At 43.9% G+C, this 22,174-nt stretch carries 17 protein-coding genes; 10 read left to right on the plus strand and 7 right to left on the minus strand.

Going from position 1 to position 22,174, the window contains the following annotated elements; all coding sequences use genetic code 11:
• Positions 1–182: 182 nt before the first annotated feature.
• Both BAU14_RS06070 and BAU14_RS06075 read right to left on the minus strand, forming a co-directional pair.
• Positions 183–1,859, minus strand: coding sequence for a heparinase II/III domain-containing protein (locus BAU14_RS06070; RefSeq protein WP_161899193.1), 1,677 nt, complete (start codon positions 1,857–1,859; stop codon positions 183–185).
• 50 nt (positions 1,860–1,909) lie between these two features.
• Complete coding sequence (locus tag BAU14_RS06075; RefSeq protein WP_161899194.1) at positions 1,910–2,743, minus strand: hypothetical protein; 834 nt, start codon at positions 2,741–2,743, stop codon at positions 1,910–1,912.
• Positions 2,744–2,946: 203 nt separating this feature from the next.
• Here BAU14_RS06075 and BAU14_RS06080 point away from each other — a divergent pair, with 203 nt between their 5' ends.
• On the plus strand, positions 2,947–4,806 hold the full coding sequence (locus tag BAU14_RS06080) for a DUF2264 domain-containing protein (RefSeq protein WP_161899195.1): 1,860 nt from the start codon (positions 2,947–2,949) through the stop codon (positions 4,804–4,806).
• 349 nt (positions 4,807–5,155) lie between these two features.
• On the plus strand, positions 5,156–5,458 hold the full coding sequence (locus BAU14_RS06085) for a rhodanese-like domain-containing protein (protein ID WP_161899196.1): 303 nt from the start codon (positions 5,156–5,158) through the stop codon (positions 5,456–5,458).
• Positions 5,459–5,620: 162 nt separating this feature from the next.
• On the opposite strand, the gene BAU14_RS06090 is transcribed toward BAU14_RS06085, so the two are convergent.
• The gene (locus tag BAU14_RS06090; RefSeq protein WP_161899197.1) at positions 5,621–6,823 is read right to left on the minus strand and encodes an AI-2E family transporter; all 1,203 of its coding nucleotides are present in this window, start codon (positions 6,821–6,823) and stop codon (positions 5,621–5,623) included.
• Positions 6,813–7,187 carry a PTS glucitol/sorbitol transporter subunit IIA gene (locus BAU14_RS06095; RefSeq protein WP_161899198.1) on the minus strand — a complete coding sequence of 125 codons (375 nt, stop codon included), beginning with the start codon at positions 7,185–7,187 and terminating at the stop codon, positions 6,813–6,815. The genes BAU14_RS06090 and BAU14_RS06095 overlap by 11 nt, the downstream gene beginning before the upstream one ends.
• 450 nt (positions 7,188–7,637) lie before the next feature.
• Between BAU14_RS06095 and BAU14_RS06100 the strand changes: the two genes are divergently transcribed.
• The 3 genes from BAU14_RS06100 (at position 7,638) to BAU14_RS14215 (ending at position 9,307) form a co-directional block, all read left to right on the plus strand.
• Positions 7,638–8,660 (plus strand): lactonase family protein, encoded by a 1,023-nt coding sequence (locus BAU14_RS06100; protein ID WP_161899199.1) that lies wholly within the window; start codon positions 7,638–7,640, stop codon positions 8,658–8,660.
• 101 nt (positions 8,661–8,761) lie between these two features.
• Positions 8,762–9,112 carry a hypothetical protein gene (locus tag BAU14_RS06105; RefSeq protein WP_161899200.1) on the plus strand — a complete coding sequence of 117 codons (351 nt, stop codon included), beginning with the start codon at positions 8,762–8,764 and terminating at the stop codon, positions 9,110–9,112.
• Between the two features lie 33 nt (positions 9,113–9,145).
• On the plus strand, positions 9,146–9,307 hold the full coding sequence (locus BAU14_RS14215) for a hypothetical protein (RefSeq protein WP_202622171.1): 162 nt from the start codon (positions 9,146–9,148) through the stop codon (positions 9,305–9,307).
• A 523-nt stretch (positions 9,308–9,830) separates the two neighbouring features.
• Here BAU14_RS14215 and BAU14_RS06110 read toward each other — a convergent pair.
• Positions 9,831–10,262, minus strand: coding sequence for a hypothetical protein (locus tag BAU14_RS06110; protein ID WP_161899201.1), 432 nt, complete (start codon positions 10,260–10,262; stop codon positions 9,831–9,833).
• 176 nt (positions 10,263–10,438) lie between these two features.
• Here BAU14_RS06110 and BAU14_RS06115 point away from each other — a divergent pair, with 176 nt between their 5' ends.
• Complete coding sequence (locus tag BAU14_RS06115) at positions 10,439–10,615, plus strand: hypothetical protein (RefSeq protein WP_161899202.1); 177 nt, start codon at positions 10,439–10,441, stop codon at positions 10,613–10,615.
• Between the two features lie 90 nt (positions 10,616–10,705).
• Here BAU14_RS06115 and BAU14_RS06120 read toward each other — a convergent pair whose 3' ends face one another.
• Positions 10,706–13,387, minus strand: coding sequence for a calcium-translocating P-type ATPase, PMCA-type (locus BAU14_RS06120; RefSeq protein WP_161899203.1), 2,682 nt, complete (start codon positions 13,385–13,387; stop codon positions 10,706–10,708).
• 1,194 nt (positions 13,388–14,581) lie between these two features.
• On the opposite strand from BAU14_RS06120, the gene BAU14_RS06125 reads away from it, so the two are divergent.
• Together BAU14_RS06125 and BAU14_RS06130 are read left to right on the plus strand one after the other, a co-directional pair.
• On the plus strand, positions 14,582–16,327 hold the full coding sequence (locus BAU14_RS06125; protein WP_161899204.1) for an ABC transporter ATP-binding protein: 1,746 nt from the start codon (positions 14,582–14,584) through the stop codon (positions 16,325–16,327).
• On the plus strand, positions 16,320–18,068 hold the full coding sequence (locus tag BAU14_RS06130; protein WP_161899205.1) for an ABC transporter ATP-binding protein: 1,749 nt from the start codon (positions 16,320–16,322) through the stop codon (positions 18,066–18,068). Before BAU14_RS06125 ends, BAU14_RS06130 begins: the two co-directional genes overlap by 8 nt.
• Before the next feature lie 311 nt (positions 18,069–18,379).
• Here BAU14_RS06130 and metG read toward each other — a convergent pair whose 3' ends face one another.
• On the minus strand, positions 18,380–20,386 hold the full coding sequence (gene metG / locus BAU14_RS06135; RefSeq protein WP_161899206.1) for a methionine--tRNA ligase: 2,007 nt from the start codon (positions 20,384–20,386) through the stop codon (positions 18,380–18,382).
• Between the two features lie 366 nt (positions 20,387–20,752).
• On the opposite strand from metG, the gene BAU14_RS06140 reads away from it, so the two are divergent.
• Positions 20,753–21,028 carry a hypothetical protein gene (locus tag BAU14_RS06140; protein ID WP_161899207.1) on the plus strand — a complete coding sequence of 92 codons (276 nt, stop codon included), beginning with the start codon at positions 20,753–20,755 and terminating at the stop codon, positions 21,026–21,028.
• A 130-nt stretch (positions 21,029–21,158) separates the two neighbouring features.
• Positions 21,159–21,989, plus strand: a complete 831-nt coding sequence (locus BAU14_RS06145) for an NUDIX domain-containing protein (RefSeq protein WP_161899208.1) — start codon at positions 21,159–21,161, stop codon at positions 21,987–21,989.
• Positions 21,990–22,174: the final 185 nt, after the last annotated feature.

Raw genomic sequence — 22,174 nt, forward strand, 5'->3', positions numbered from 1 at the left:
AAACGTTGGGAAAATGAATCAGCTTCCTCTTCCTGCTAAAAAGGCCCGCTTATTGCTTCCAAAAAGGTGCAATAAGCGGGCTTTATTGGTCTTCTTTCAGATCGTTCATAAAAGCGGCGCTACCTGAAATACTATTTACCTACTTCAGATTACTGCTTTTTGTGGTGATCCTTTAATCTCAGTTAGTCAATCGTGATTTTTACTACGAGGGCAGCCTTCATTGCCAGATGATAGCTGGCTTTGATGACATACGCCGTCGCCGGTCGTCCTTCGTGATCTGAGTATACGATTTCTTCAGTGATGATTTCTTCAGTAGCCAGCGCTAGACGGCAAGTTGCTCCTGATTTTTGCGTTAACAAGACTTCGGTTCCCTTTATCTGGGGCCGAATTCTTGTAATAAAACGTTCTTCGACTTGATTTCCAGTCGCGGAAAAAGTAAAGTCATCCGTTAACAAAACTGTTTTTTCCGCGGCAGATACTTGCCAAGTCCTCTGAAATTCGGTTAGGTAAGGCGTTTTTCCATAAGTTGCTGTCAGATCCAAAGCAAAACGAAGCTGCTCATCTTCAGACACAAAAGCCACTACCTTTGCGCCTGCCGGTCCAGGCTGTTGGCTAGTTCCATTGATTGTGGGAAGACCGTGACCAGCACTGCCGTTGACAAAGAAATCATATCGCAAGCGCTCATTGAAATAGTCACGGGTGTATTCCCCAGCACCGAGATCCGTTAGAAACAACTCTGCCGTCGTTCCCACTACAAAATGTCCCACATCCAAATGATTATGGCTTTCCACATTGGTTCCGCCCTTAGCTGCAAAATAGAAGTTTTGTTGCGGGTCTCTCAGCGTCAACCACTGGGCATGGTCAAAATAGTGGACGGCCTTTTCTTCATGCGCTTCTTTTACAGCAGCAGTCGTCCACTCTAAATTACGCAGCAAATGTGCAAAGCGGTAGCAGTGGTCAAAGTCCAAAGAACTGATTCCTTTTAAAGTAGGAATCGGCACTTCCATTACCTCATGACACCAACTGACCAAACCACTGGGGAGCTCTGACTGAGAATAATCGGAAAATGGGACATATTCCTCTTCGTTGATCATGGCATAATAAGGAAACGCCGCAATCTTCTTCACCTTTGTCAACTGGATATAGCGGGGATCGCCTAAAGTTTTTGCCAGTTTATCTGCATAATAGACAAAGTAGCCGAAGCCATAGCTCCAATAAGCGACACCTTCTTCACAAGCGCCGTCTTCTCCAAAGCCCCGCAGGTAGCTTTGCATGGCCGTATCCAAGCGTTTCACCAGTTGCAGCTGCCGTGGTGAGCCTTTAGGTACGACGGAAAGCACGGTCAGCCCGACAGCTCCGCCTATTACTGAGCTCCAATTGTTTTCTTTTTGCTCCCAAGCCCAGGGCCGAGATTCATAACTAGTCAAAATACGGGTCTCAAGCTCCTGTAGCATCCGCTCTTTCAAAAAAGGAGAGAACTGATCTTCCAAATGTTCGAAAAGCTCTGCCAGTGTTGCCCCGGTTTCAGCTGCAAACAAATCCAAACAGGTACGACTCTCTGGCGCAAACCGTCCTTCAATGAGGGGAAGATGTGCCGGCAACGCCCACGTATATTCATTGCAGACTTCCCAAATCACTTGTTCTAACAGTTTCAACAGTTCTGGCTTTGGGTCAGTAATCATAGCAAGTCCCAAGATAGCCAGTTGTCGCCGCCGAGCAAAATAATGATTTTCAAAATCGATTCGATTCCCCTGCTGCAGATAGGCTTCGTAGCCTTCATAAGGCAAAGCTTCCACATGTCCTGCTTTCAGGTACGCTTGGGCAGCTTGGGCCGTTTCTCTCACTAAGTCTGTTTTCATTTTTTGACTCCCCTCAAAACTGGTCTTCTCCACAACTTGGTTCAAGGTCTTTAGGCATTCTGTCCGAACAATTCAATTTCCGTCAGCGCTGGAAATGGTGACTCATCTTCTGCTTGGATCAACTCTGAAAAGGTCACCGAAGTTACGGTTCGTTTGGCAAATGAGAAATATTGCGGCTGTGATTTTTTCTCTGTATGGAAAACTTCTTTTGAACCATCGGAAAAGCTCAAGCTCACCTGTGTCCAGTAGCTATCATGAGGAAAATCATTACGCAAGGTGAATCCGACTTTATCCAAAGTGACCGGACGACCGAAATCAATGGTCAAGGCTGCATCTGCTTGCCGATTGATTCCCCACGACTGGTAAGGATATTCGCCGTGAGAAAAATTAGCGAAGATTCCGTCGATAGCATTGCAAGCAAAGAAAGTGGCATCGTTTCTTGTTTCGACATTTGCATAGGCGTGAGGATAAGCACCGTTGAACTCTTTTTGATCGTGAGGATTCAATGCCCAATTGCGATACGTGCTCACCTCTTCAGCTGTGGCAGTTCGCACACTGAGGTAATGACGTTTACTCATAAAGCGCTTGTCAGGACGGGCATCGATGGCATTGGCTGTCATGCTGATGGTGTAGGTCCAAACTTTTTCCGGTAAAAAGATCAGCGTCGTATCCAGTGTTTCATCTAGTTTTGCCGCCAAATAGCAGTTGGCTTCATCCACGGTTACCCGAATCTGATCGCCTTCTTCAAAAGCCAGATCCTGTGTCGCCAAGTCAACAAAGTCTTCGCCAACAGCAGTCATAAGACGAGTGATTCCTTCATAGTCATTCTTTCCCGCTTTCACAACGCCTTCTTTATCGAGTATTTCAAGTAAAATTTTCGTCATTTTTACTTCAATTCCTTCCTGATACTATTTTCTTATATTATAGCCTTTCTCTTGCTAAAATGTCAGCCCGTCTATTGATTTTTTTGAAAATGATGTATAATCTAAAGGTGGTTTTTAGTAAAAATTTATTTAGAGATTTACTTACCCTTCAGAAATTTTCGCTTTTTATTGACTATCGCCCAGTCTAAAAGGAGGTATTTTTTATGGATCCATTCAACCAAGCGCTTAAGAAAAATTCCTTGCATTCCCGTCGTGACATGGAACAAGCATTGTTGGCGCTGATTGCTCCTGTCTATCAAGTCATGAAGGAACAAAAGACCCCAGGCCGATTTCATCTCTCCGATTCTGGAGCTGTCTATGATCGCAGCCGTCAAGATATCGAAGGTTTTTTACGCACGTTGTGGGGCGTTGGCCCGCTGTGTGCCACAAAAGAAAAAGCGGCTGAGTTCAACGAATATTTTGCAGCTGCCAATGAAGGAATATTGGCCGGATGTAACCCCAACAGTCCGTATTATTGGGGACAGTTGGAGGATTACGACCAGCTTTTCGTTGAAATGGGCGCTTTAGCGACGTATCTGCTGCTGACAAAAGACCATTTTTGGGACACCTTGTCTGTTTTAGAAAAAGAACAGCTTCACAGTTGGATGATGCAGATTAACACTCATAAAATTCCCAATACAAACTGGTTGTTTTTCCGCATTCTGGTGAACACATTCTGTCAACAAGCCGGACTCCTTTTTCCTCACGAACAGCTGCAAGCCGATCTAGCAGCTATCGAGACCTATTATTTAGCTGAGGGCTGGTACTTTGACGGCTATGAAAATCAGATTGATTATTACATTCCCTTTGCACTGCAATACTATCCCTTGTTATTCAGCGTGTTAACACCCAATCAAAGTTCACCGACAGTTAGTAACTACCGCAAGCGCGGCGCCATCTTTGCCAAGCACTTCAAAAACTGGTTTACAAATCAAGGAGCGGCTTTACCTTTTGGTCGCAGCCAGACCTATCGTTTCGCTCAGTCTGCCTACTTTGCGGCAGCAGCCTTCGCCCATATTGAGTTTACTGATTTTTCACTGGCAGAAGCCAAATACCTGCTGCTGGCAAACATGCGCCATTGGTTTGCTCAGCCGATTTTTACGGAAGAAGGCTTTTTATCAATCGGCTATCATTATCCGAATCTAGTAATGGCAGAAGGTTACAACGCCCCGGGTTCTCCCTATTGGGCTCTCAAAAATTTCATCGTTTTGGCATTACCGGAAGCTGACCCTTTCTGGCAAGTTGAAGCCATCCAACCAACTTTTGATGCAAAAACTCGTAATCCTTATAGCCGTATGTTGTTGATTCACAGTGAAACAGGTAATGAATTGCAGGCATTTACCTGTGGCCAACATTCTCATGAGCATGCCCATGGAGAATCTAAATATGAAAAATTTGTCTATTCTGCAACATTTGGCTTCAGCGTGGCAAAAGGCAGCGTTCTCCCTAAACAAGGAGCTTTTGACAATACCTTGGCAATCTCGGAAACCACGACGCATTATCGCACAGTTTTTGGTTACGAAGACTATCAAATTTGCGATGAGTATACTTATGGGCGTTGGCAGCCGTGGGAAGACTGTCAAATAGACAGCTTTATCATCCCTTGTTACCCGTGGCATCTGCGCCTGCATATCGTAGAGACTAAGCGCAGGGTCAATCTGTTAGCCGGCAGCTTTTCCGCACCAGATTACGGTGAAAGCCTGATAGAATCCATTGACGAAATCCGCTACCGTTCAAAAGTCGGCACCATCGGAATCAAGATATTTACTCCGACGGACAAACTCGAATTGACCCGTCCTGAACCTAATACCAATCTGCTTTTCGAAAAAACGGTCCTGCCACAAGCCGCCTACAAACTAGCACCAGGCCGTCACGTAATTCTTTTGGCTTGTCTTGGTCAGGGGGGAAATGCTGCCAACAGTCCACAACTTCTCAATGCCCGCTTAGAAGGCAGCCAGCTTGTGTGGCAAATGGGACAGCAAGACTATCGCCTTTCTTTGAGCCAATTAGCAACAATCAATTAACATTACAAGCACAAAAAGCTGAGCCAATCACAAAAGCAGCAGAGTCACTTAACGACGCACAGCGAACTCGCAAAAAAAGAACGTTCGTTTTTCAATAATATGCTGCTCATTTTTGAATTTTTTTGTGTCTGACAATTACAACAGTTTAAGACAAGATACTTCTTCTCATAATCGTCTTTTTTTGCGAATCTCCGCTCTATCCATGTTCTCAAACGGTTACAAAAACGATTCCTGTTATTTGTGTGAAGTTCTCTTTCATTATTTTATTAAGATTAGTCAAAATCGTTGAATCTTTTACGAAAGTGCAATAAAATTCTAGCATCTTACAATAAGAAAGTTGGGATGGAAGATGACATCAATTTCAGTACAAGACTTTGCCGCACAGCTCAAAGAACCATCTGCTGTCGTGCTTGATACCCGCGATCACACTGCGTATGAAGAAGGGCATTTGCCACAAGCAATCTCGATGCCGGCAACAAGCTTGCCGAATCGTTTACAAGAACTGGATAAAAGTAAAACTTATTTCGTCTTGAGTCATTCAGGACGTCGTTCAGAAATTTTGGCAAGTTTCTTGTCGGACAATGGCTTTAATGCCGTGCACGTTATCGGGGGAATGCGTGCCTACCGCAACACCATTGAAGCAGCTGCTTAAACAGCAAAAATGGGAGAAATTTGAATAAGCAAAAGCCGCAAATGTCATCACGGTATTTGCGGCTTTTTTTGCTCGCCTTGGTGAGCTGCTTTCCATTAACTACACAGCAAAAAAGCTTGCCGACGATTTGAACTCGTCGGCAAGCTTCTTCATATCTAAAACCTATTTTTCACTAGGCGGATCCTCCACCGTTTTTTCATCCTCATAATAATACTGTGACACTTCCTTGTACCACTCAAACAGATGTGTAATCAGGACTTTGGCAGCAGCGTAGATGGGAATCCCCAACACGACGCCCACCAATCCGAAAAGCTTACCTGAAGTCAACAACACTAACAAGATCGTCACCGGATGGATCGCCAATTGACTTCCCAATACTAAAGGAGAAATAAAGCGACCTTCCAATGTCTGTTCAATCACAAAGACGACAATCACTTTCAGTAATAGGATTGGCCCACCGACAATTCCCAAAAAAATCGCCGGAATCATCGCTAAAAATGAACCCAGATAAGGAATCAGATTCAAAAAGCCGGCGACAATCCCTAAAGTAACTGCATAATCCAAACCGATGATGGAAAAGCCGATAATGAACATGATCGCCACTGCAAAAGCTACGGTCAATTGGCCACGAATATACGAAGAAACCTGGCCGTTCATCTCTGTGATTACATCAAGGGTTGGCTTGCGCCAATGATTCGGCAAGAATTTTACAAAATAAGGCGCTACTTTTCGCCCATCTTTCAGTAAGTAAAACAAGATAAAAGGGGCCGTTACGATAGCAACAACAACTGTGGCAACAGCTCCCACGAACCGACCAATACCATTAATCGTCGTTTTAGAAAAGTTTTGGATAAAATCTGTCAGCCAACTCATAAGCTTGTCGGAATAACTTTCAATCTGCGTCTGAAATTGTGAAAACAGTGGATCTTGCAGAATTTCCCGCACTTTGCTGTCCACCGTATCTAGGTAATCAGGAAAATTCGTCGCAAAGCTGATACTCTGCTCTCTGATTTTCGGGACGATAACCACCACACCCCAGATAATCAATCCCAGCACCACCAAAAATAGCAAAATGATGCCGTAAATTCGTTTCAGACCTTTTTTCTCCAAATAGTCCACAGCCGGGTTCATGAGGTAATAAAAAATTCCCGCTAATACGATTGGCAGCCCCACTACTGCCGCAAACTGCCAGATGGGATCAAAGAGATAGGAAACTTTGGTGAAAGCATTCAATATCAAGAGGATCAAAAGAATAATCAGCAGTGCTGTCACCACTTGATTGTTCAAAAACCATTTCCAAAACCAAGACAAACGTTTTGGCTCTTGTTCTTCGGTACTGTGTTTAAGCTTCCCTTTAGGCTCCATCTTCGTCACCTCCTGGATAGCTGATCTTATCTCCCACCTTGATTTGAGGCATCTGCATTGGAGACAAGTAGATTGCATTTAGCAACTCATCTTCTGCAGTAGGCGGTGCAAACAGCAAGGCCGTATGGGAAAAGTCATGCAGATTCTTCTCTGCCAGTCGGCCAAAATTTTCGATAGTGTACTGTGTTTCACCAATCTGCAATTGGCCACCGACTACCAGCTTGATCTTTTCTCGTTGAGGGATCTGCTGCACAATACTGTACGGCCGCAATCCGGCTGTTACTTTTTCCCCGAAAAGGATCACTAGTGGCTCTTTCGGATCATAAGCCTGCTGTCCTATTTCAAGGATTTTTCCTTCGATCATTAAAAATCCACTCCTCCATTCAAATCCTAAAGATCCATTTTGACTGAACTTCTCCAGCCTAGCAGATCATTTCATTGTGAAACGGTTGTTGGTCACAGTAGCCTTCTGTAAATGTACTACTTGCAGCTGGCCACTTTTAGTTATGACCCGCGTCGGCCAGCTTTTTACGCAGAAAACACTCACTGTAGGGCATACAGTTTTCACTTCCGAAAAAACGGTTGACGCTGGCCAAACAGCAAGAAAAAAACCGAACATCACGTTACATCCAGTATAGCACAAGGAGACTTATGTCAGGCAAATGCTGCAGAGTATGTTACAATAATGGAAGATTAAAGAACGCTTTCGCAGGCTTTCCAACAGACTTTTCAACCGTTTGTCTTATGTGGCAGAATGGTTACATCTACTCTGAAAGCCTAGCAAAAATCATCACTACTAAAAGGAGATTTATACATGAAACAAACATTGCTTTTGGGCACGTATACCCGCCGAAAAAGTCAAGGAATCTATCAGATTGATTTGGATACTGATAGTAAAACATTGGAAAACTTACAGCTGGTGGTACCAGAAAAGAGCCCTACTTATTTGACTAAGAGTGCAGCCGGTCGTCTTTACTCGGTAACAACAGTCGAAGACAAAGGCGGTTGTTCGGCCTATGACGCTGAGATGCATTTTTTGAATGCTGTCACAGAAGAAGGGGCTCCCTTGTGCTACGTAGCCGTGGACGAAAAGCGCCAGTTAGTCTATGGTGCCAATTACCATAAAGGCGAAGTCAACGTCTACCGTATCAAAGAAGATGGCAGCCTGGAAGCCGCTGATGCCGTTTATCACGATGAACCTTGCGGAAGTCATGAAAACCAAGACAAGCCCCACGTTCATTTTACAGACTTAACGCCAGATGGTCGCCTTGCTGTTTGTGATTTAGGCACAGATCGCATCTATACTTACGACATTTCTTCTGAAGGTAAGTTATCCGAAGCGGCTATCTATCTTGCTGAAGACCAAACTGGCCCTCGTCATCTAGCCTTTCACCCTAATGGCCAAATTGCCTATCTTTTCGGGGAACTGGACAGTACAGTAACGGTTCTTGCTTACGATGCAAATGACGGCAGCTTCACCCAGTTGCAAAAACTTTCAACTCTGCCAGAAGACTTTAATGAATTCAATGGTGGCGCAGCAATCCGCATTTCTGCTGACGGTCGGTTCGTCTATGCCTCCAACCGCGGCCATAATTCTATCGCAGTCTTTGAAACTTTCGAAGGCGGAACCTCTTTAATCCGTCGTCAATTGATCTCAACTGAAGGAGATTTTCCTCGCGATTTCAACTTGGATCAAACTGAAAACTTTTTGATCTGCGCCAATCAGAACAGCGATAACCTGACATTGTACAGTCGCGATGCCGAGACTGGGATTTTATCTCTGATACAAAAAGATATTTTTGCACCAGAAGCTGTTTGCGTCTATGTTTCCAAGTAAATCTTGAGAAGCTCTTATCACTTTAAACTGTCCCCGCAAGAAAACCTAGTGTGTCAAGTGCTTGACGGCCTACGTGATTTTGTGGACTAAGGAGGAAGCCTATGTTTACCAAGACCCCTACTGAGTTATTGTTGAAGGACTTTTCCAACCTACTGAACAAATGTCAATCCTGCTATGATTTGGTCACCAATCGCCGCTACAATCAATACTTGGCAATTTTAACTACTGCCGAAGGGTATGCGATTGCCGAAAAAGCCTATGTTCGCTGTGACCAGAATCCCGAATTACAAACAAAAGAAGTCTCAAACTTCGTCAACGCTTTTGATGAGTTTTATTTTGAATTGAAACAGATCATGTTCCACGATGACGATGATTTTGAAACCTTCCGCACCAGCCTAAAAAGAATGCAAACAGAATACGAAATCTTGACTGCCTCTTTTAACGAAATCTGATCCAGTGATGGCAGCACAAAGGAGGAACCATTCATGAATACGCAAGAAGTTCGTGACCGCTTGAAAAAGGATCTGGGGATTCCCCGTTTTGAAGGCAAGCTGGAGGAAAAAGAATACACCGAAGAAGAATATGAAAAATTGAAAAACGATCTTCTTCAATACTTCGAAGACTACGTTCGCAATGTAGAAAACTAAAATCAACACGTTACCCATTGCACAATCGATTACAATAGAGCTTTGATTCTATCTTCCAGTTTCCGGAAGATCAGGATCAAAGCTCTTATTTTTTCTTATATGCGTTTTTTTATTTAAATAAATGAACACTATTTTTAAAGCGACTTTGATTTAAATAAGTTTCTCCTATTTTCTAAAAAACACTATAGATAACAAATACAAAAAGAATAGAAAAACAAAACCATCTATAAAATGAGTAGAAATCTGCTTTTGGAAAATCTATTTGAAAACTAGCTTCCACACAGTTGGAGTGCCAGTGTTGACCACAATATGGACGAACCTCAGCAAAAGCGTTATAAATCAAGGCTTTTACTACACAAAAAAACCACCGGGTTGGTTAGGTCCGGTGGAAAAAGGAGTAATTACTCTCGAACGGAGTAAAATGAAAAATAAAAAGGTTGTTGTTGGTTATGTATATAATATAACCGACAACAACCTTTCCGTCATAAAAATAACGTTATATTTAAATTAGATAACTCTCGTTTTAACGACCCATTAATAATTTTGTCATGCGCTGAATAGAAAAGCTGATTTCATCTGTCGCTTCATCTTGTTTTTTTTCAGAACTGTCAAAAAGGGCTACATCGATTGCATCCCCCTGCAGGCTCAAAATCATCTCTTCACAACCTGCTACATATTTCTGATAAGAACGTTCGAATTTTTTGTGGATACCCATCACTTTTGCTGGTGGACGCAAACTGCCGATTTTTTCCAGCATGGTTTTGTATTTTGCTGTCCCCGCTTGGAAACTCTCAATAGTTGTCGCCATTTTTTCCGGTGTTATTTCCGATAATTTATCATCGTTAATCGCCTGGCGGATCACTTCATAATCAGGATTCATGGTTTCGCCGATCTTCTCGGTGTCCTGAACGATATCATTGATAGTTTGTACATAATAGCCCAGATTTGGTCTCACTTGTCGATCCCTACTTTCATTAAGATAACTTCATTGTAGCGTTTTTTATCCACTAAGAAAAGCCCCTGGCTAACCATAAACATCGCTGCTCACTTTCAAATTTGTTATGATAAAGAAAAGTCCTCTTTTATCTTGAAAGCCATTCTCTTTTAAAATGAATTCAGGAGCTGATTGCAATGAAAAAAACAACTCTCTTCCAACGAATCCGTCTTTATCTGGAATCCCGCAAAACTCGTTCCTCTGAGCGAGATCGTCACGTAGATACTCCCTTCAACCAGTTTGGTGCCAATGCGCAAGTCAACAGTCGGCTAAAAGCCCTCAAACGGCGCGAAAATCGAGAAGAAAAGCGCTGAGACCAGCTACTCTTCGATCTACTATCAAAAAACGCTGACCCGGAATAAAAATCCAAGTCAGCGTTTTTTCGTAAACTGTTAGATAATGTCTTATTCTGCCCCCATCTTGCGTTGGAAGAATTTGACGATTTCTACGATTGGGATAATCGCAAAGGAAGAGCCTACCACGATTGCCCATTGGTACAAGTCCAAGTGCGCCACTTTGAAGATGTCGTTCAATCCTGGAACAATGATGATAACCATCATCAGGAAGAAGGACAGTAAGATCGCCCAGTTAAAGGACTTGTTCTTGAAAGGTCCCACTTTGAAAAGGGATTGATGCACAGATTTCACGTTAAATGCGTGGAAGAGTTGCATCAGACCCAAGGTTGCAAAAGCCATCGTCAGTGCATCTGCGTGAATGGCATCATACCCTGCGTGAACCGGCCATTGAATGGCTGACCAGTAAACCCAAAGAACTGTGGCAGCTTCCAAAATCCCTTGGTAGATGATTGAGCTGAAGACACCACCGGAGAAGAGATTCGAGTTACGGCCACGAGGCTTGTGGCTCATCAAATCTTTTTCAGCCGGTTCCATCCCCAAAGCAATCGCTGGGAAGGTATCAGTTACTAAGTTAATCCACAGCAAATGAATTGGTAACAGCGTATCCCAGTTCAGCATAGTTGCGATGAACAAGGTCAGTACTTCACCCAAGTTAGCAGCCAACAAGTATTGAACAGCCTTTTGGATGTTAGAGAAGACTTTACGACCTTCTTCTACGGCTACGACGATTGTCGCAAAGTTATCATCAGCTAAGACCATATCAGAAGCACCTTTGGAAACTTCTGTACCCGTGATCCCCATGCCGACACCGATATCTGCTTGCTTCAAAGCAGGGGCGTCATTGACACCGTCACCAGTCATGGCAACAACTTTACCTTCTTTTTGCCAAGCTTTAACGATACGGACTTTGTGTTCAGGAGATACCCGTGCATAAACCGAGTATTGTTCAACTTTTTTAGCAAATTCTTCATCAGACATCTGATTCAATTCTGCACCAGTCAAGACAGCGGCATCGTCTCCAGGTTTGATGATTCCCAGACGTCCGGCAATTGCTTCAGCAGTATCACGGTGGTCACCTGTGATCATGATTGGTCGAATACCAGCATCTTTAGCTACCTTCACGGCATCAGCTGCTTCAGAGCGCTCTGGGTCAATCATCCCTACAAGCCCGGCAAAGATCAAATCATTTTCCACGATTTCTGATTCCATCTGTTCAGGAATTGCATCCACATACTTGAAGGCCATTCCCAACACCCGCAGTGCTTGTTTTGCCATGTCTTTGTTGTTGTTCAAGATTTTTTGTTCTTCTTCATTGGTCAATGTTTTGACTTCATCGAAGATTTGGATTTGGTTACAGCGACCCAACAAGACATCTGGTGCACCTTTGACAGCTACTAAGTAACGGCCATCAGCTTCTTGGTGGATGGTAGACATCAATTTTCTATCAGAATCAAAAGGTAGTTCTGCTACCCGTGGTTGTGCTTTGACTTTTTCAGTTACATTAAACCCTTGGTCATTACCGAAAGCTACCAATGCCGTTTCAGTCGGATCACCAATCAGTTCGCCATTTTGCCCAATTCTCGTATCGTTGGCAAAGTTCATAATCTTCAACGCCATATTGCCATCTGGAATATGTTGTGAAGAAGGATACTGGCGATCGTTGGTATACAATTTTTCAACTGTCATCTGGTTCAGTGTTAAAGTCCCTGTTTTATCAGAACAGATGATATCTGTAGAACCCAGTGTTTCTACTGCTGGCAGCTTGCGAATCACAGCATTTCGTTTTGCCATTACTTGAGTACCCAGCGCCAAAATGATGGTCACGATGGCCGGCAGCCCTTCTGGAATCGCCGCAACAGCCAATGAGATGGAGGTCAACAACATTTCAGTCCAGTCTTTGTCATTGATGACTGTTCCGATAAAGAACATCACTACAGCAATCACGATGATAGCTGCAGTCAGGAATTTACCCAGATGGTTCAAGTTATTCTTTAATGGTGTTTCTGTTTCGTCTGCTTCAGCCAACATACCGGCAATCTTACCAACTTCAGTATTCATCCCAGTATTAACGACAAGGCCCTTCCCGCGACCATAAGTTACGTTGGAGTTGGAAAATGCCATGTTAACACGGTCACCAATTCCGATTTCAGTGTCTTCCAATACCCCTAATTCTTTTTCCACGGGTACAGATTCACCGGTCAGCGCTGCTTCTTCAATCTTCAAAGAGCTGGCTTCAATCAAACGCATGTCTGCTGGCACCACATCGCCGGCTTCCAAAAGAACCATGTCCCCGGGTACCAGTTCAGTACTTTTGACTTTTTGCGCGTGGCCTCCACGCAATACGTTGGCATCAGGCGTTGACATGTCCCGTAACGCTTCGATAGCTTCTTCAGCCTTCGCTTCTTGAATAACGCCCATCACCGCATTGATGATTACCACAGCCAAAATGATAATCGCATCCACGACTTCATGGCTGACTACTGCAGAGATAATTGCTGCCACCAACAGCACCAGGATCATCAAATCCTTGAACTGCTCGAAAAACTTTTGCAGCATTGATTTTTTCTTGCCTTCTTCCAGTTCATTAGGACCGAAATCAGACAAACGTTTTTTAGCTTCCTCATTGGTTAGGCCGTCTTTGGAACTGCCCAACTCCTGCAAAACCGCGTCTTCTGTTTGCGCATAGAACTTCTTTTGCAGTTGCTGTTTCTTTGTACTTTCTTCTGACACTTTGTTTCCTCCTTGTGTTGTGTGCTGCAAGCCTACAATAGATTCCATACAACAGAAGAATGAAAAAATCGTTTCTCCACTCTTTGTCTCTGCTGTACTATTATCGGAGACTTCCAATAGTAAGTGTTGCTGAAACGCCAGGTCATCGAAACCCAACTCTAAATGATAGTCGGCTCTCGGCTGTCGAGGTGTAGCAGCAGCGAACGTAAAACGTCCTCGTCATCGCCTACTTTCGTCTATTTTTCCCACCATACACTCCGAAAGTAAAAAAAATAGACTTGTGTATGCGACAACATACATAAGTCTCACTAATTAAGGCAACACCAGAAAAAGACACTTTTCGGCTGGTGATGTTGCCACAGCTTATGCTGCCAGTTACTCCCCTATGAAAACAATATAAGTACAACTGACATTATATCGGAGTAGGTTATTTATAGCAAACCTTTTCGCAGGAGATTTCCCGAAAAAAGTTAAGAAATCGCATTCAATCAGCTCTTTTTCTTTGGCTAAGAGCATCAAATTGTGTTGTTTGATTTTTTTGTATTTGCCAATCATCTAACTGCTTTCCGAACATTTTTTGAAAATTTGTAAGATAATTCTTGTTTTTTACAATGACTTTCGGTATACTCGGTTTCGTAAATGAAAACGTTTTGTCACCCACCCGATCTTGACTACCGTCTCAATCAGGTGCCTATGATAAAACCAATTTCCTCATAAAAAGGGAATTCAAGCTTAGTTGACCCAGCCGTAAAAAGCGGTAAATAATCAGGAAGGGAGGAAGCAACGATGCAAAAATTCATTAACAAACTGAACGGCTTTAATCTGCATCTACACCTAATTAAATCAGCTTCCTTATCCTTACAACCTGGATGGGTCTTTTCAAACGCTGCACTTTGACCTCAGTGTCTATTCTTACGCTTACTTAAGGTCTCCTTGCATACTGACGCTTGAATGAACTGGTATACTTATGCCTTTTTTCGACTCTACCCACTTGTGGGTGGAGTCTTTTTGGTTTTTCGGAGAGGCGAGGGCTGTTGTGGAGATTGTCTGTTTTCAAAATGAAGCTTTTTGAAAACTTGGTGTTTTTTAGTATGGCGTTAGTCTTACCAGCTTTTCTAACTAAACTGCCGGGTATTGTCATTTATGTATCACAGGAGTTTTCCTGTTAATTTATCGAATCGAGGACTTATTATCATGAAAAATATTTTTGCTTATCTCTGGTCGTATTTTAAACAGCACAAAGGGCGCTACACAGTCGTTGTGACCTTTATGTTGGTGGCCAGCGCCATGTATGTGGCGCCTACCTACCTCATACGACTGTTTATCGATGCTATTTTGCAAGACGACTTCAATCACGGGACACTGCTTTTTTATACTGGCTTGTTCTTGGGTTCCATTCTCGTGGCTTATCTCACTGAGTTCGTCTGGAATTATTACTTGTTTATCGGCTCTTATGACATGCAAAGAAAGCTCCGGGGCGAGATGATGGGACACTTTTTGAAAATGAGCCCGCCTTTTTATCATCGCTTCCGCACGGGGGACTTGATGACTCGAGCCAATGATGATGTTCAAGTGATGGGGATGACGATTGGCTACGGCCTGATGGTTTTCTTAAACACTAGTGTCTACTTGGCGTTCATTGTGGGGATGATGGCCGTCACAGTTAGTTGGAAACTGACCTTGATTGCCTTGATTCCCATGCCTTTTCTAGCTTATTTCATCTTCAAATGGGGTTCATTGGTAGATGCCAAATTTACTGAAGCCCAAAACGCCGTCTCTGAGATGAACAGCGAAGTGTTGGAAATCATTGATGGCATTCGCGTAGTGCGAGCATTCGGTTTGGAGTCTGCTACCACTAGTCAATTCAACGAAAAAACCGGGGAAACCTTAGCCAAAAACAACGAAGTCTCTGAAATCGACTCCCGTTTTGGGCCCTTGATTACGATTTTATTGGCCATTAGTTTTGTCATGAGCTTCGGTGCTGGTGCCTTTTTGGTAGCCAAACAAGAGATTACCGTGGGAGCAATGGTTTCCTTTCAAGTCTATTTGGGTATGGTGGTTTGGCCGATGATCTCAGCTGGGGATTTGGTGAATGTGATGCAGCAAGGTGCCGCTTCATGGCGCCGGATCAGTGAAGTTCTTCATACCGGTGACGGCCTCGAAAAAGACGGGCAACATAAACTTGCCACAGTCGATACCTTTCGTTTCCAACAATTCAGTTTTCGCTATCCAGAAAGCTCCCGTCCCGTTCTTAATGCTGTTGATTTAACCATCGCTAAAGGGGATATCATCGGGATTGTGGGCAAGACCGGCAGCGGGAAGACAACGCTCTTGCGACAATTTGGTCATCATTATCCTTATTCAGATCAAGTCCCTTTCATCAACGAGCATCTTCTGACCGATTATCAGACTGACGACCTGCGGCAAAAGTTTGCTGAAGTGCCTCAAGAACACACACTGTTTTCTCGTACAATTCGCGAAAATCTGTTGTTCGGAGATGCCAATGCAACCGAGGAGCAGCTGTGGCAGGCTTTAGAAACTGCCTGTTTTGCCGCTGAAGTTCGGGAAATGAAAGACGGTCTGGAAACTATGGTCGGCGAAAAAGGGGTTTCACTTTCCGGCGGACAGAAACAGCGCTTATCATTGGCCCGGGCCTTCTTACGAAACAGCGAATTTCTGCTGTTAGACGATGCGTTGTCGGCAGTAGATGCCAAAACAGAACAAAGCATCATCGAAAATCTACGAAATCTCGAGCAGTCCCCCACCTTGGTAATCATTACCCACCGTCTGTCTGCCATTACTCAGGCCAATAAAATTATTGTCTTAGAAGACGGCGGCATCATTCAACGGGGCAGACACGCTGAATTGATTACACAGCCTGGTTGGTATCAAGAACAATACCATCATCAACAAATCAAAGGAGGTGGCGTTCATGTTTAAGACGATTCTCCGTCTTTTCAGCTATCTGAAATACCATAAAAGAACCTTCATCTTAGGGACAGTTCTATTAATTACCGCAGCGGCCTTGGAACTTTGCTCGCCGCTTTTAGCAAAACGTTCCCTCGATGATGTTATGACTCCTGCTTTTAAAACTGGCCAATTGAACACCCAACTCTTAGTGATGCTGCTATCCGGATACTTGCTGATCAATCTGATTGGTTCACTGTTTCGCTACATCAGTATCCTTCGCTTGCGGAAAATGGCCAACATGATTGTCAAACAAATGCGGGATGAACTCTTTGATCACATGCATCGTTTGCCAGTGTCTTATTTTGACAGTATTCCAGCGGGAAAAATCGTTGCCCGTATTACGAATGATACTGAGGTCCTGCGCTCCAATTTTTACGTCAATGTCTTGAGTAACATGCTCAGCAATTTGATTTCAATTATCGGCGTCTTCATCGCCATCACCCTCTTAAATCACTGGTTAGGTCTAGCGTTATTGATTTTGGTGCCAATTCTTTTGATTTGGCAGCGATTTTACACCAAATACGCCACTCGCTACAACTTGGATATCCGGGAATATACCTCCCAGATCAGCGGACAGTTGAATGAATTTGTACAAGGCATGCCCGTAATCCAGGCCTTCCAACGGGAAACGCAGCTGTTAGCTGAATTTAAGGACACTGTTGGAAAATGGCACGATGCCGGCAAGAAATATCTACGTCTTGATTCAGCAGTTGCTTGGGGCTTTGCCAACGTCTTACGAAACGGCACCATTTTGGCGGTGATCTACGCCCTCTCCTCTTTATTTCTAGATGGTCGTATGTCACTATCTGCCGGCTTGCTGTATATTTTTATTGATTATATCAACCGTCTTTTCGACCCCATCGATGGCATGATCCAAATTTTTGCCAATATCCAGCAGTCCCTGGCAGCTGGTACCCGCATCTTTGAATTCGCCGATGAACCAATTGAAAATCAAGAGGGTGTTGAATTAGTCGTCACGGACGGTGCTGTGCGCTTTGAGCAGGTTTCCTTTGGCTATTTGCCGGAGACTCCGGTTCTCCACAAGATTGATTTTGCTGCGGCGGCCGGTGAGACAATTGCTTTAGTGGGGCATACGGGCTCGGGAAAATCCAGTATTTTAAATCTGTTATTCCGCTTTTATGATCCTCAAGCTGGACAAATTGTGATTGATGAGCAGGTAATTGAAGCCTGTAACCGTCACAGTGTCAGACGTCACATGGCTATCGTTTTGCAAGATCCCTATCTTTTTACTGGGACTATTGCCACAAATATCAGCATGGGAGACCCCGCCATCAGTGATGACATGGTGACAGACGCCTTAGAAAAAGTCGGTGCCGGCTATTTGATCGGACGTTATGATCAAGGAATTCATCATCCTGTCGTAGAAAAGGGGAATGAATTTTCTAGCGGCGAGCGTCAATTGATCAGCTTTGCCCGAGCATTGGTATTTGATCCTAAGATTTTAATCTTGGACGAAGCCACTAGTCATGTAGACACTGAAACAGAAGCCATCATTCAAAAAGCGATGCAGGTGTTGCAAAAAGGCCGGACGACCTTCATGATTGCCCATCGTCTGTCTACCATTAAAGAAGCCGATCAAATCCTAGTTTTGGATAAAGGACGCATCGTTGAGCAAGGAAATCACCACTCCCTCTTACAACAGGCTGGCATCTATCAGCAGATGTATCAAATGCAGGCCGAACAGTTGTAATCGGCGGTTTCCAGGAATCGTCGCTGTCTGTTTATGAAGTAAGAAAGTACCCCGCCCAATCGAAAATGCTCCGGCACCAGTTAAACTGTGTGCCGGAGCGTTTTTTGATAATGGACTTTTACAAAACCAGCGGGTATCGCTTACGCCAAATTTGCCACAGGTAGAAAGAAGCGAAACCCGCTTCTATTCTTATACGCGAGTTTCAATGAATCCTGTACTTCTCTTCATACAAAAAAGTACCCTGTGAACAGACAACTGCTCACAAGGCACGTATCATTCAGCTAACATTCATCCAGTATTCATTTAAATTTTTAGGCAATACCTGCACCGTTTGGCATTCCTTTTGGCGCTTCGACAACTTTCAAATTGCCTTTGTCATCTTCAGCAGAAAGCACCATACCTTGGCTGACCAAACCACGAATCTTTCGCGGCTTCAAGTTGGCAACGATAACGACTTTCTTGCCAATCAAAGAGGATGGATCTGGATAGTATTCGGCAATGCCGGAAAGAATCTGACGGTCTTGATTGTCACCCGCAGACAGCCGCAATTGCAACAACTTGTCGGCGCCTTTGACTTTCTTACAGTCGATAACTTCGGCTACTCGCAAGTCCAGCTTTTCGAAATCATCGAACTTGATCTCGCCTTTTTCAGAAGTCAAATCGGTGGCCTCTGGATCCCATTTGACAGACTCAGAGGAAATCCCGGCACCTTCTGCCATTTTCTTCTGGATATAAGCAATTTCGGTTTCCATTTCCAAACGTGGGAAGATTGGTGTCCCTTTGGCAACGACTTTGGTACCAGTTGGGAATTCGCCGAAATGCAAGCCCTCCAAGTTCATCGTTTCCGGATCCAAACCTAATTGTTTGAAAATCTTTTTCGGAGTTTCTGTCATAATTGGCTGTAGTAAAATCGCTACGATTCGCAGTGATTCTGCCAAGTGAACCATTACTGAATTCAACTCATCCACTCGGGCTTCGTCTTTTGCCAAAACCCACGGCTCAGTTTCATCAATGTACTTATTGGCCCGGGAAACTAACGCCCAAACTTCGCTTAAGGCAGTAGAAAATTCCATTTTTTCCATTGCTTGGTGATAGCGGCCGACAACATTGGCAGCTGTGGTGGACAGCTCACTGTCAAAAGCAGTCACCTTGGATTTGTAATCTGGTACTAGGCCGTCACAATACTTATTGATCATAGCAATGGTCCGGTTCAGCAGATTTCCTAAATCATTGGCCAAGTCATAATTCACCCGAGCAACAAAATCTTCCGGTGTGAAAACCCCATCTGAGCCAAAAGGTACAGAACGTAACAAATAGTAACGTAAAGCATCCAAACCATAGCGTTCTGCCAACATCTCCGGATAGACAACGTTACCTTTTGATTTACTCATCTTGCCGTCTTTCATCAACAACCAGCCGTGAGCGAAGACTTTCTTCGGCAAAGGCAGATCCAATGCCATCAGCATGATTGGCCAATAGATCGTATGGAAACGCACGATTTCTTTTCCTACCATGTGGATATCCGCTGGCCAGAATTTTTGGAACAAGCTGTCATCGTCAGAACCATAGCCTAAAGCCGTGATGTAGTTGCTCAAAGCATCAATCCAGACATAGACTACGTGTTTTGGATCAGATTTAACTGGAACTCCCCACTTAAAGGTAGTCCGAGATACCGCCAAATCTTCTAGCCCCGGCTTGATGAAATTATTAACCATTTCATTTTTACGGGATTCAGGTTGAATAAATTCCGGATGCGTTTCATAGTATTCCAGCAAACGATCCGCATATTTACTCATCTTGAAGAAGTAAGATTCTTCTTTCACCAACTCAACTTCGTGGCCACTTGGCGCTTTTCCGCCGATGACTTTGCCCGTTTCGTCCCGATAAACTTCAGCTAGTTGTGTTTCAGTGAAGTATTCCTCATCAGAAACCGAATACCAGCCTTCGTATTCACCTAAATAGATATCCCCTTGGTCTAAAAGCTGTTGAAAAATCTTCTGAACCGCATCGTGATGGTAGTCATCTGTCGTGCGGATAAATTTGTCATAGCTGATGTCCAAAGATTTCCATAGTTTCTGGACATCTGCTGCCATGCGGTCAACATATTCCTTAGGGGCTACCCCAAGCTCTTCCGCTTTTTTCTCGATTTTTTGGCCGTGTTCATCGACACCGGTCAAATAAAAGACGTCAAAACCCATCAAACGTTTGTAGCGAGCCACTGCGTCACAGGCGATTGTCGTATACGCGTTACCGATATGCAGTTTCCCGCTTGGATAGTAGATTGGTGTCGTGATATAAAAAGTTTTCTTTTCAGTCACGTTGATTCCTCCTTGATGATCGTTTGGATCCTTTTTGGCATTCAGCCGGCCTGGCGTATTGCTCAACCGTCAGATTGCGGGATTTCAGATAAGTAAGTTCAGCCTGTCAAGAGAGATTCAGCTTGTCCTATCAGATGATCGGCACCCTGGATTTTCTGTCGAGATTCCCTTCTGACTGGCACTCATTCTTTGCTAGTATACCACAAATCACCTGATGTTTAACTGCTTTTTTACCCGCTGGACCCTTTGCCCATCGCCCTTGGAAACATTAAATGCTATAATAAAAATTCGAGGTCCGCCTTTTAGGCTGTGACCATTCTCTATAAAAGGAAGTGCTGACCCCTGCCAGTTTTTCGGCAGCTGCTTATGGAAAAAAAACACCGCTATTTAATTACAATCATTACCGTATTGACCTTCGTGCATATGGTTTTTTGTACCTTCTACCCGACGCTTTCCGCCTATTTCAATACTCACGATCACTTGCGCAGCTTTTTAACCGCTGTTCAACTGATTCGTGCCGTCTTCTTAACCGGCATTGCCTTTAGCGGCTTTATCGCCATCAAAGACCGTGCCAAAAAGATTGTGCCCTTTTATTTAGTCCTCTTTTTGTTCAACCTGGTGATTCCATTTATTTTTCGTTAGTCGCCTTTCACCGAACACTGCTTGCCAAACATGGTACAATAAATGAGAAATAGGAAAGAACTAGGCCTGGTGCTGCGTGAAAAGCAGCCAGTCCATGGGTCTTACTATCTGAGAAATGTGGGGGTCTCTCATGAAAGAATTTGCTGATAAAGCAGCCGAAAAACAATATTACGAACAATCTGCCACAGAAGCAGAATTTTTGGACTGGTATCATCGCCAGGATCACCCAGAATACATCAAACCTTCGTTGACTGTTGACATGGTTCTCATGTGTTACAACAAGGAAGAAGATCAATTAAAAACTTTGCTGATTCGTCGTAAAAGTCATCCATATCGCAACTCATGGGCTTTACCGGGTGGATTTGTTGAACAAGGTGAATCCACTGATGACAGTGTTATTCGAGAAACCAAAGAAGAAACCGGCGTCACCATTGGCCAACACAACATCGAACAACTCCACACCTTCAGCACTCCTGATCGGGATCCTCGAGGCTGGGTCGTGACAGTCAGTTATCTGGCTTTTATTGGAGAAGAGCCCCTCATCGCAGGTGACGACGCCAATGAAGTTCGTTGGTTCAATATGGAACGTCGCGGCAATCAGCTGTGCTTGAGTTCCGGCGGTGTTGAAATCATTTTGGACTTAAATACTGGGGTTTCCATCGGTCACGATACGTTGGCCTTTGACCATAGCCAGATCATCTTGAAAGCCTTCAAACGCGTGGCGAATAAAATGGAACATGAGCCGTTGGTTTTGCAAGTTCTAGGTGACACCTTTACCATCACCGAAGCCCGCAAAGTATTTGCCAAGTTCTGGGGCGTGGATTTTCGCTCCATTGATCATTCCAATTACAAAAAGGCCATGTTGCAGTACTTTGATGAAATTGGTGAACGGCCATTGGGAATTGGGCGTCCTTCCAAGATTTACCAGCTAAAAAAAGAAGTGCTTACTGGCAGAAGATAAATTGAATAATTCATATGCGTTGAACCTAACCCTGTCCCCCTCTTATAAAGGCACACACGAGCAAATGTGAACTGTAAGGAAAAGACGACTGGCCGCCACTAAAATCAGTGGCAACTAGTCGTCTTTTCCTTATTTCAAATCATAAACCAACAGCATCCCAATTTTTAAGTCTGTGTTCACCCTTG

The sequence above is a fragment of the Candidatus Enterococcus leclercqii genome (assembly GCF_009933135.1).
In the GTDB taxonomy this organism is placed as follows: Bacteria; Bacillota; Bacilli; order Lactobacillales; family Enterococcaceae; genus Enterococcus_C; species Enterococcus_C leclercqii.

Coding starts and splice junctions, on each gene's coding strand:
- BAU14_RS06130 (WP_161899205.1), top strand. CDS start 16,320: ATGTTTAAGACGATTCTCCGTCTTTTCAGCTATCTGAAATACCATAAA.
- BAU14_RS06090 (WP_161899197.1), bottom strand. CDS start 6,823: ATGGAGCCTAAAGGGAAGCTTAAACACAGTACCGAAGAACAAGAGCCA.
- BAU14_RS06080 (WP_161899195.1), top strand. CDS start 2,947: ATGGATCCATTCAACCAAGCGCTTAAGAAAAATTCCTTGCATTCCCGT.
- BAU14_RS06095 (WP_161899198.1), bottom strand. CDS start 7,187: ATGATCGAAGGAAAAATCCTTGAAATAGGACAGCAGGCTTATGATCCG.
- BAU14_RS06115 (WP_161899202.1), top strand. CDS start 10,439: ATGAAAAAAACAACTCTCTTCCAACGAATCCGTCTTTATCTGGAATCC.
- BAU14_RS06105 (WP_161899200.1), top strand. CDS start 8,762: ATGTTTACCAAGACCCCTACTGAGTTATTGTTGAAGGACTTTTCCAAC.
- BAU14_RS14215 (WP_202622171.1), top strand. CDS start 9,146: ATGAATACGCAAGAAGTTCGTGACCGCTTGAAAAAGGATCTGGGGATT.
- BAU14_RS06140 (WP_161899207.1), top strand. CDS start 20,753: ATGGAAAAAAAACACCGCTATTTAATTACAATCATTACCGTATTGACC.
- BAU14_RS06145 (WP_161899208.1), top strand. CDS start 21,159: ATGAAAGAATTTGCTGATAAAGCAGCCGAAAAACAATATTACGAACAA.
- BAU14_RS06125 (WP_161899204.1), top strand. CDS start 14,582: ATGAAAAATATTTTTGCTTATCTCTGGTCGTATTTTAAACAGCACAAA.
- BAU14_RS06085 (WP_161899196.1), top strand. CDS start 5,156: ATGACATCAATTTCAGTACAAGACTTTGCCGCACAGCTCAAAGAACCA.
- BAU14_RS06100 (WP_161899199.1), top strand. CDS start 7,638: ATGAAACAAACATTGCTTTTGGGCACGTATACCCGCCGAAAAAGTCAA.
- BAU14_RS06075 (WP_161899194.1), bottom strand. CDS start 2,743: ATGACGAAAATTTTACTTGAAATACTCGATAAAGAAGGCGTTGTGAAA.
- BAU14_RS06070 (WP_161899193.1), bottom strand. CDS start 1,859: ATGAAAACAGACTTAGTGAGAGAAACGGCCCAAGCTGCCCAAGCGTAC.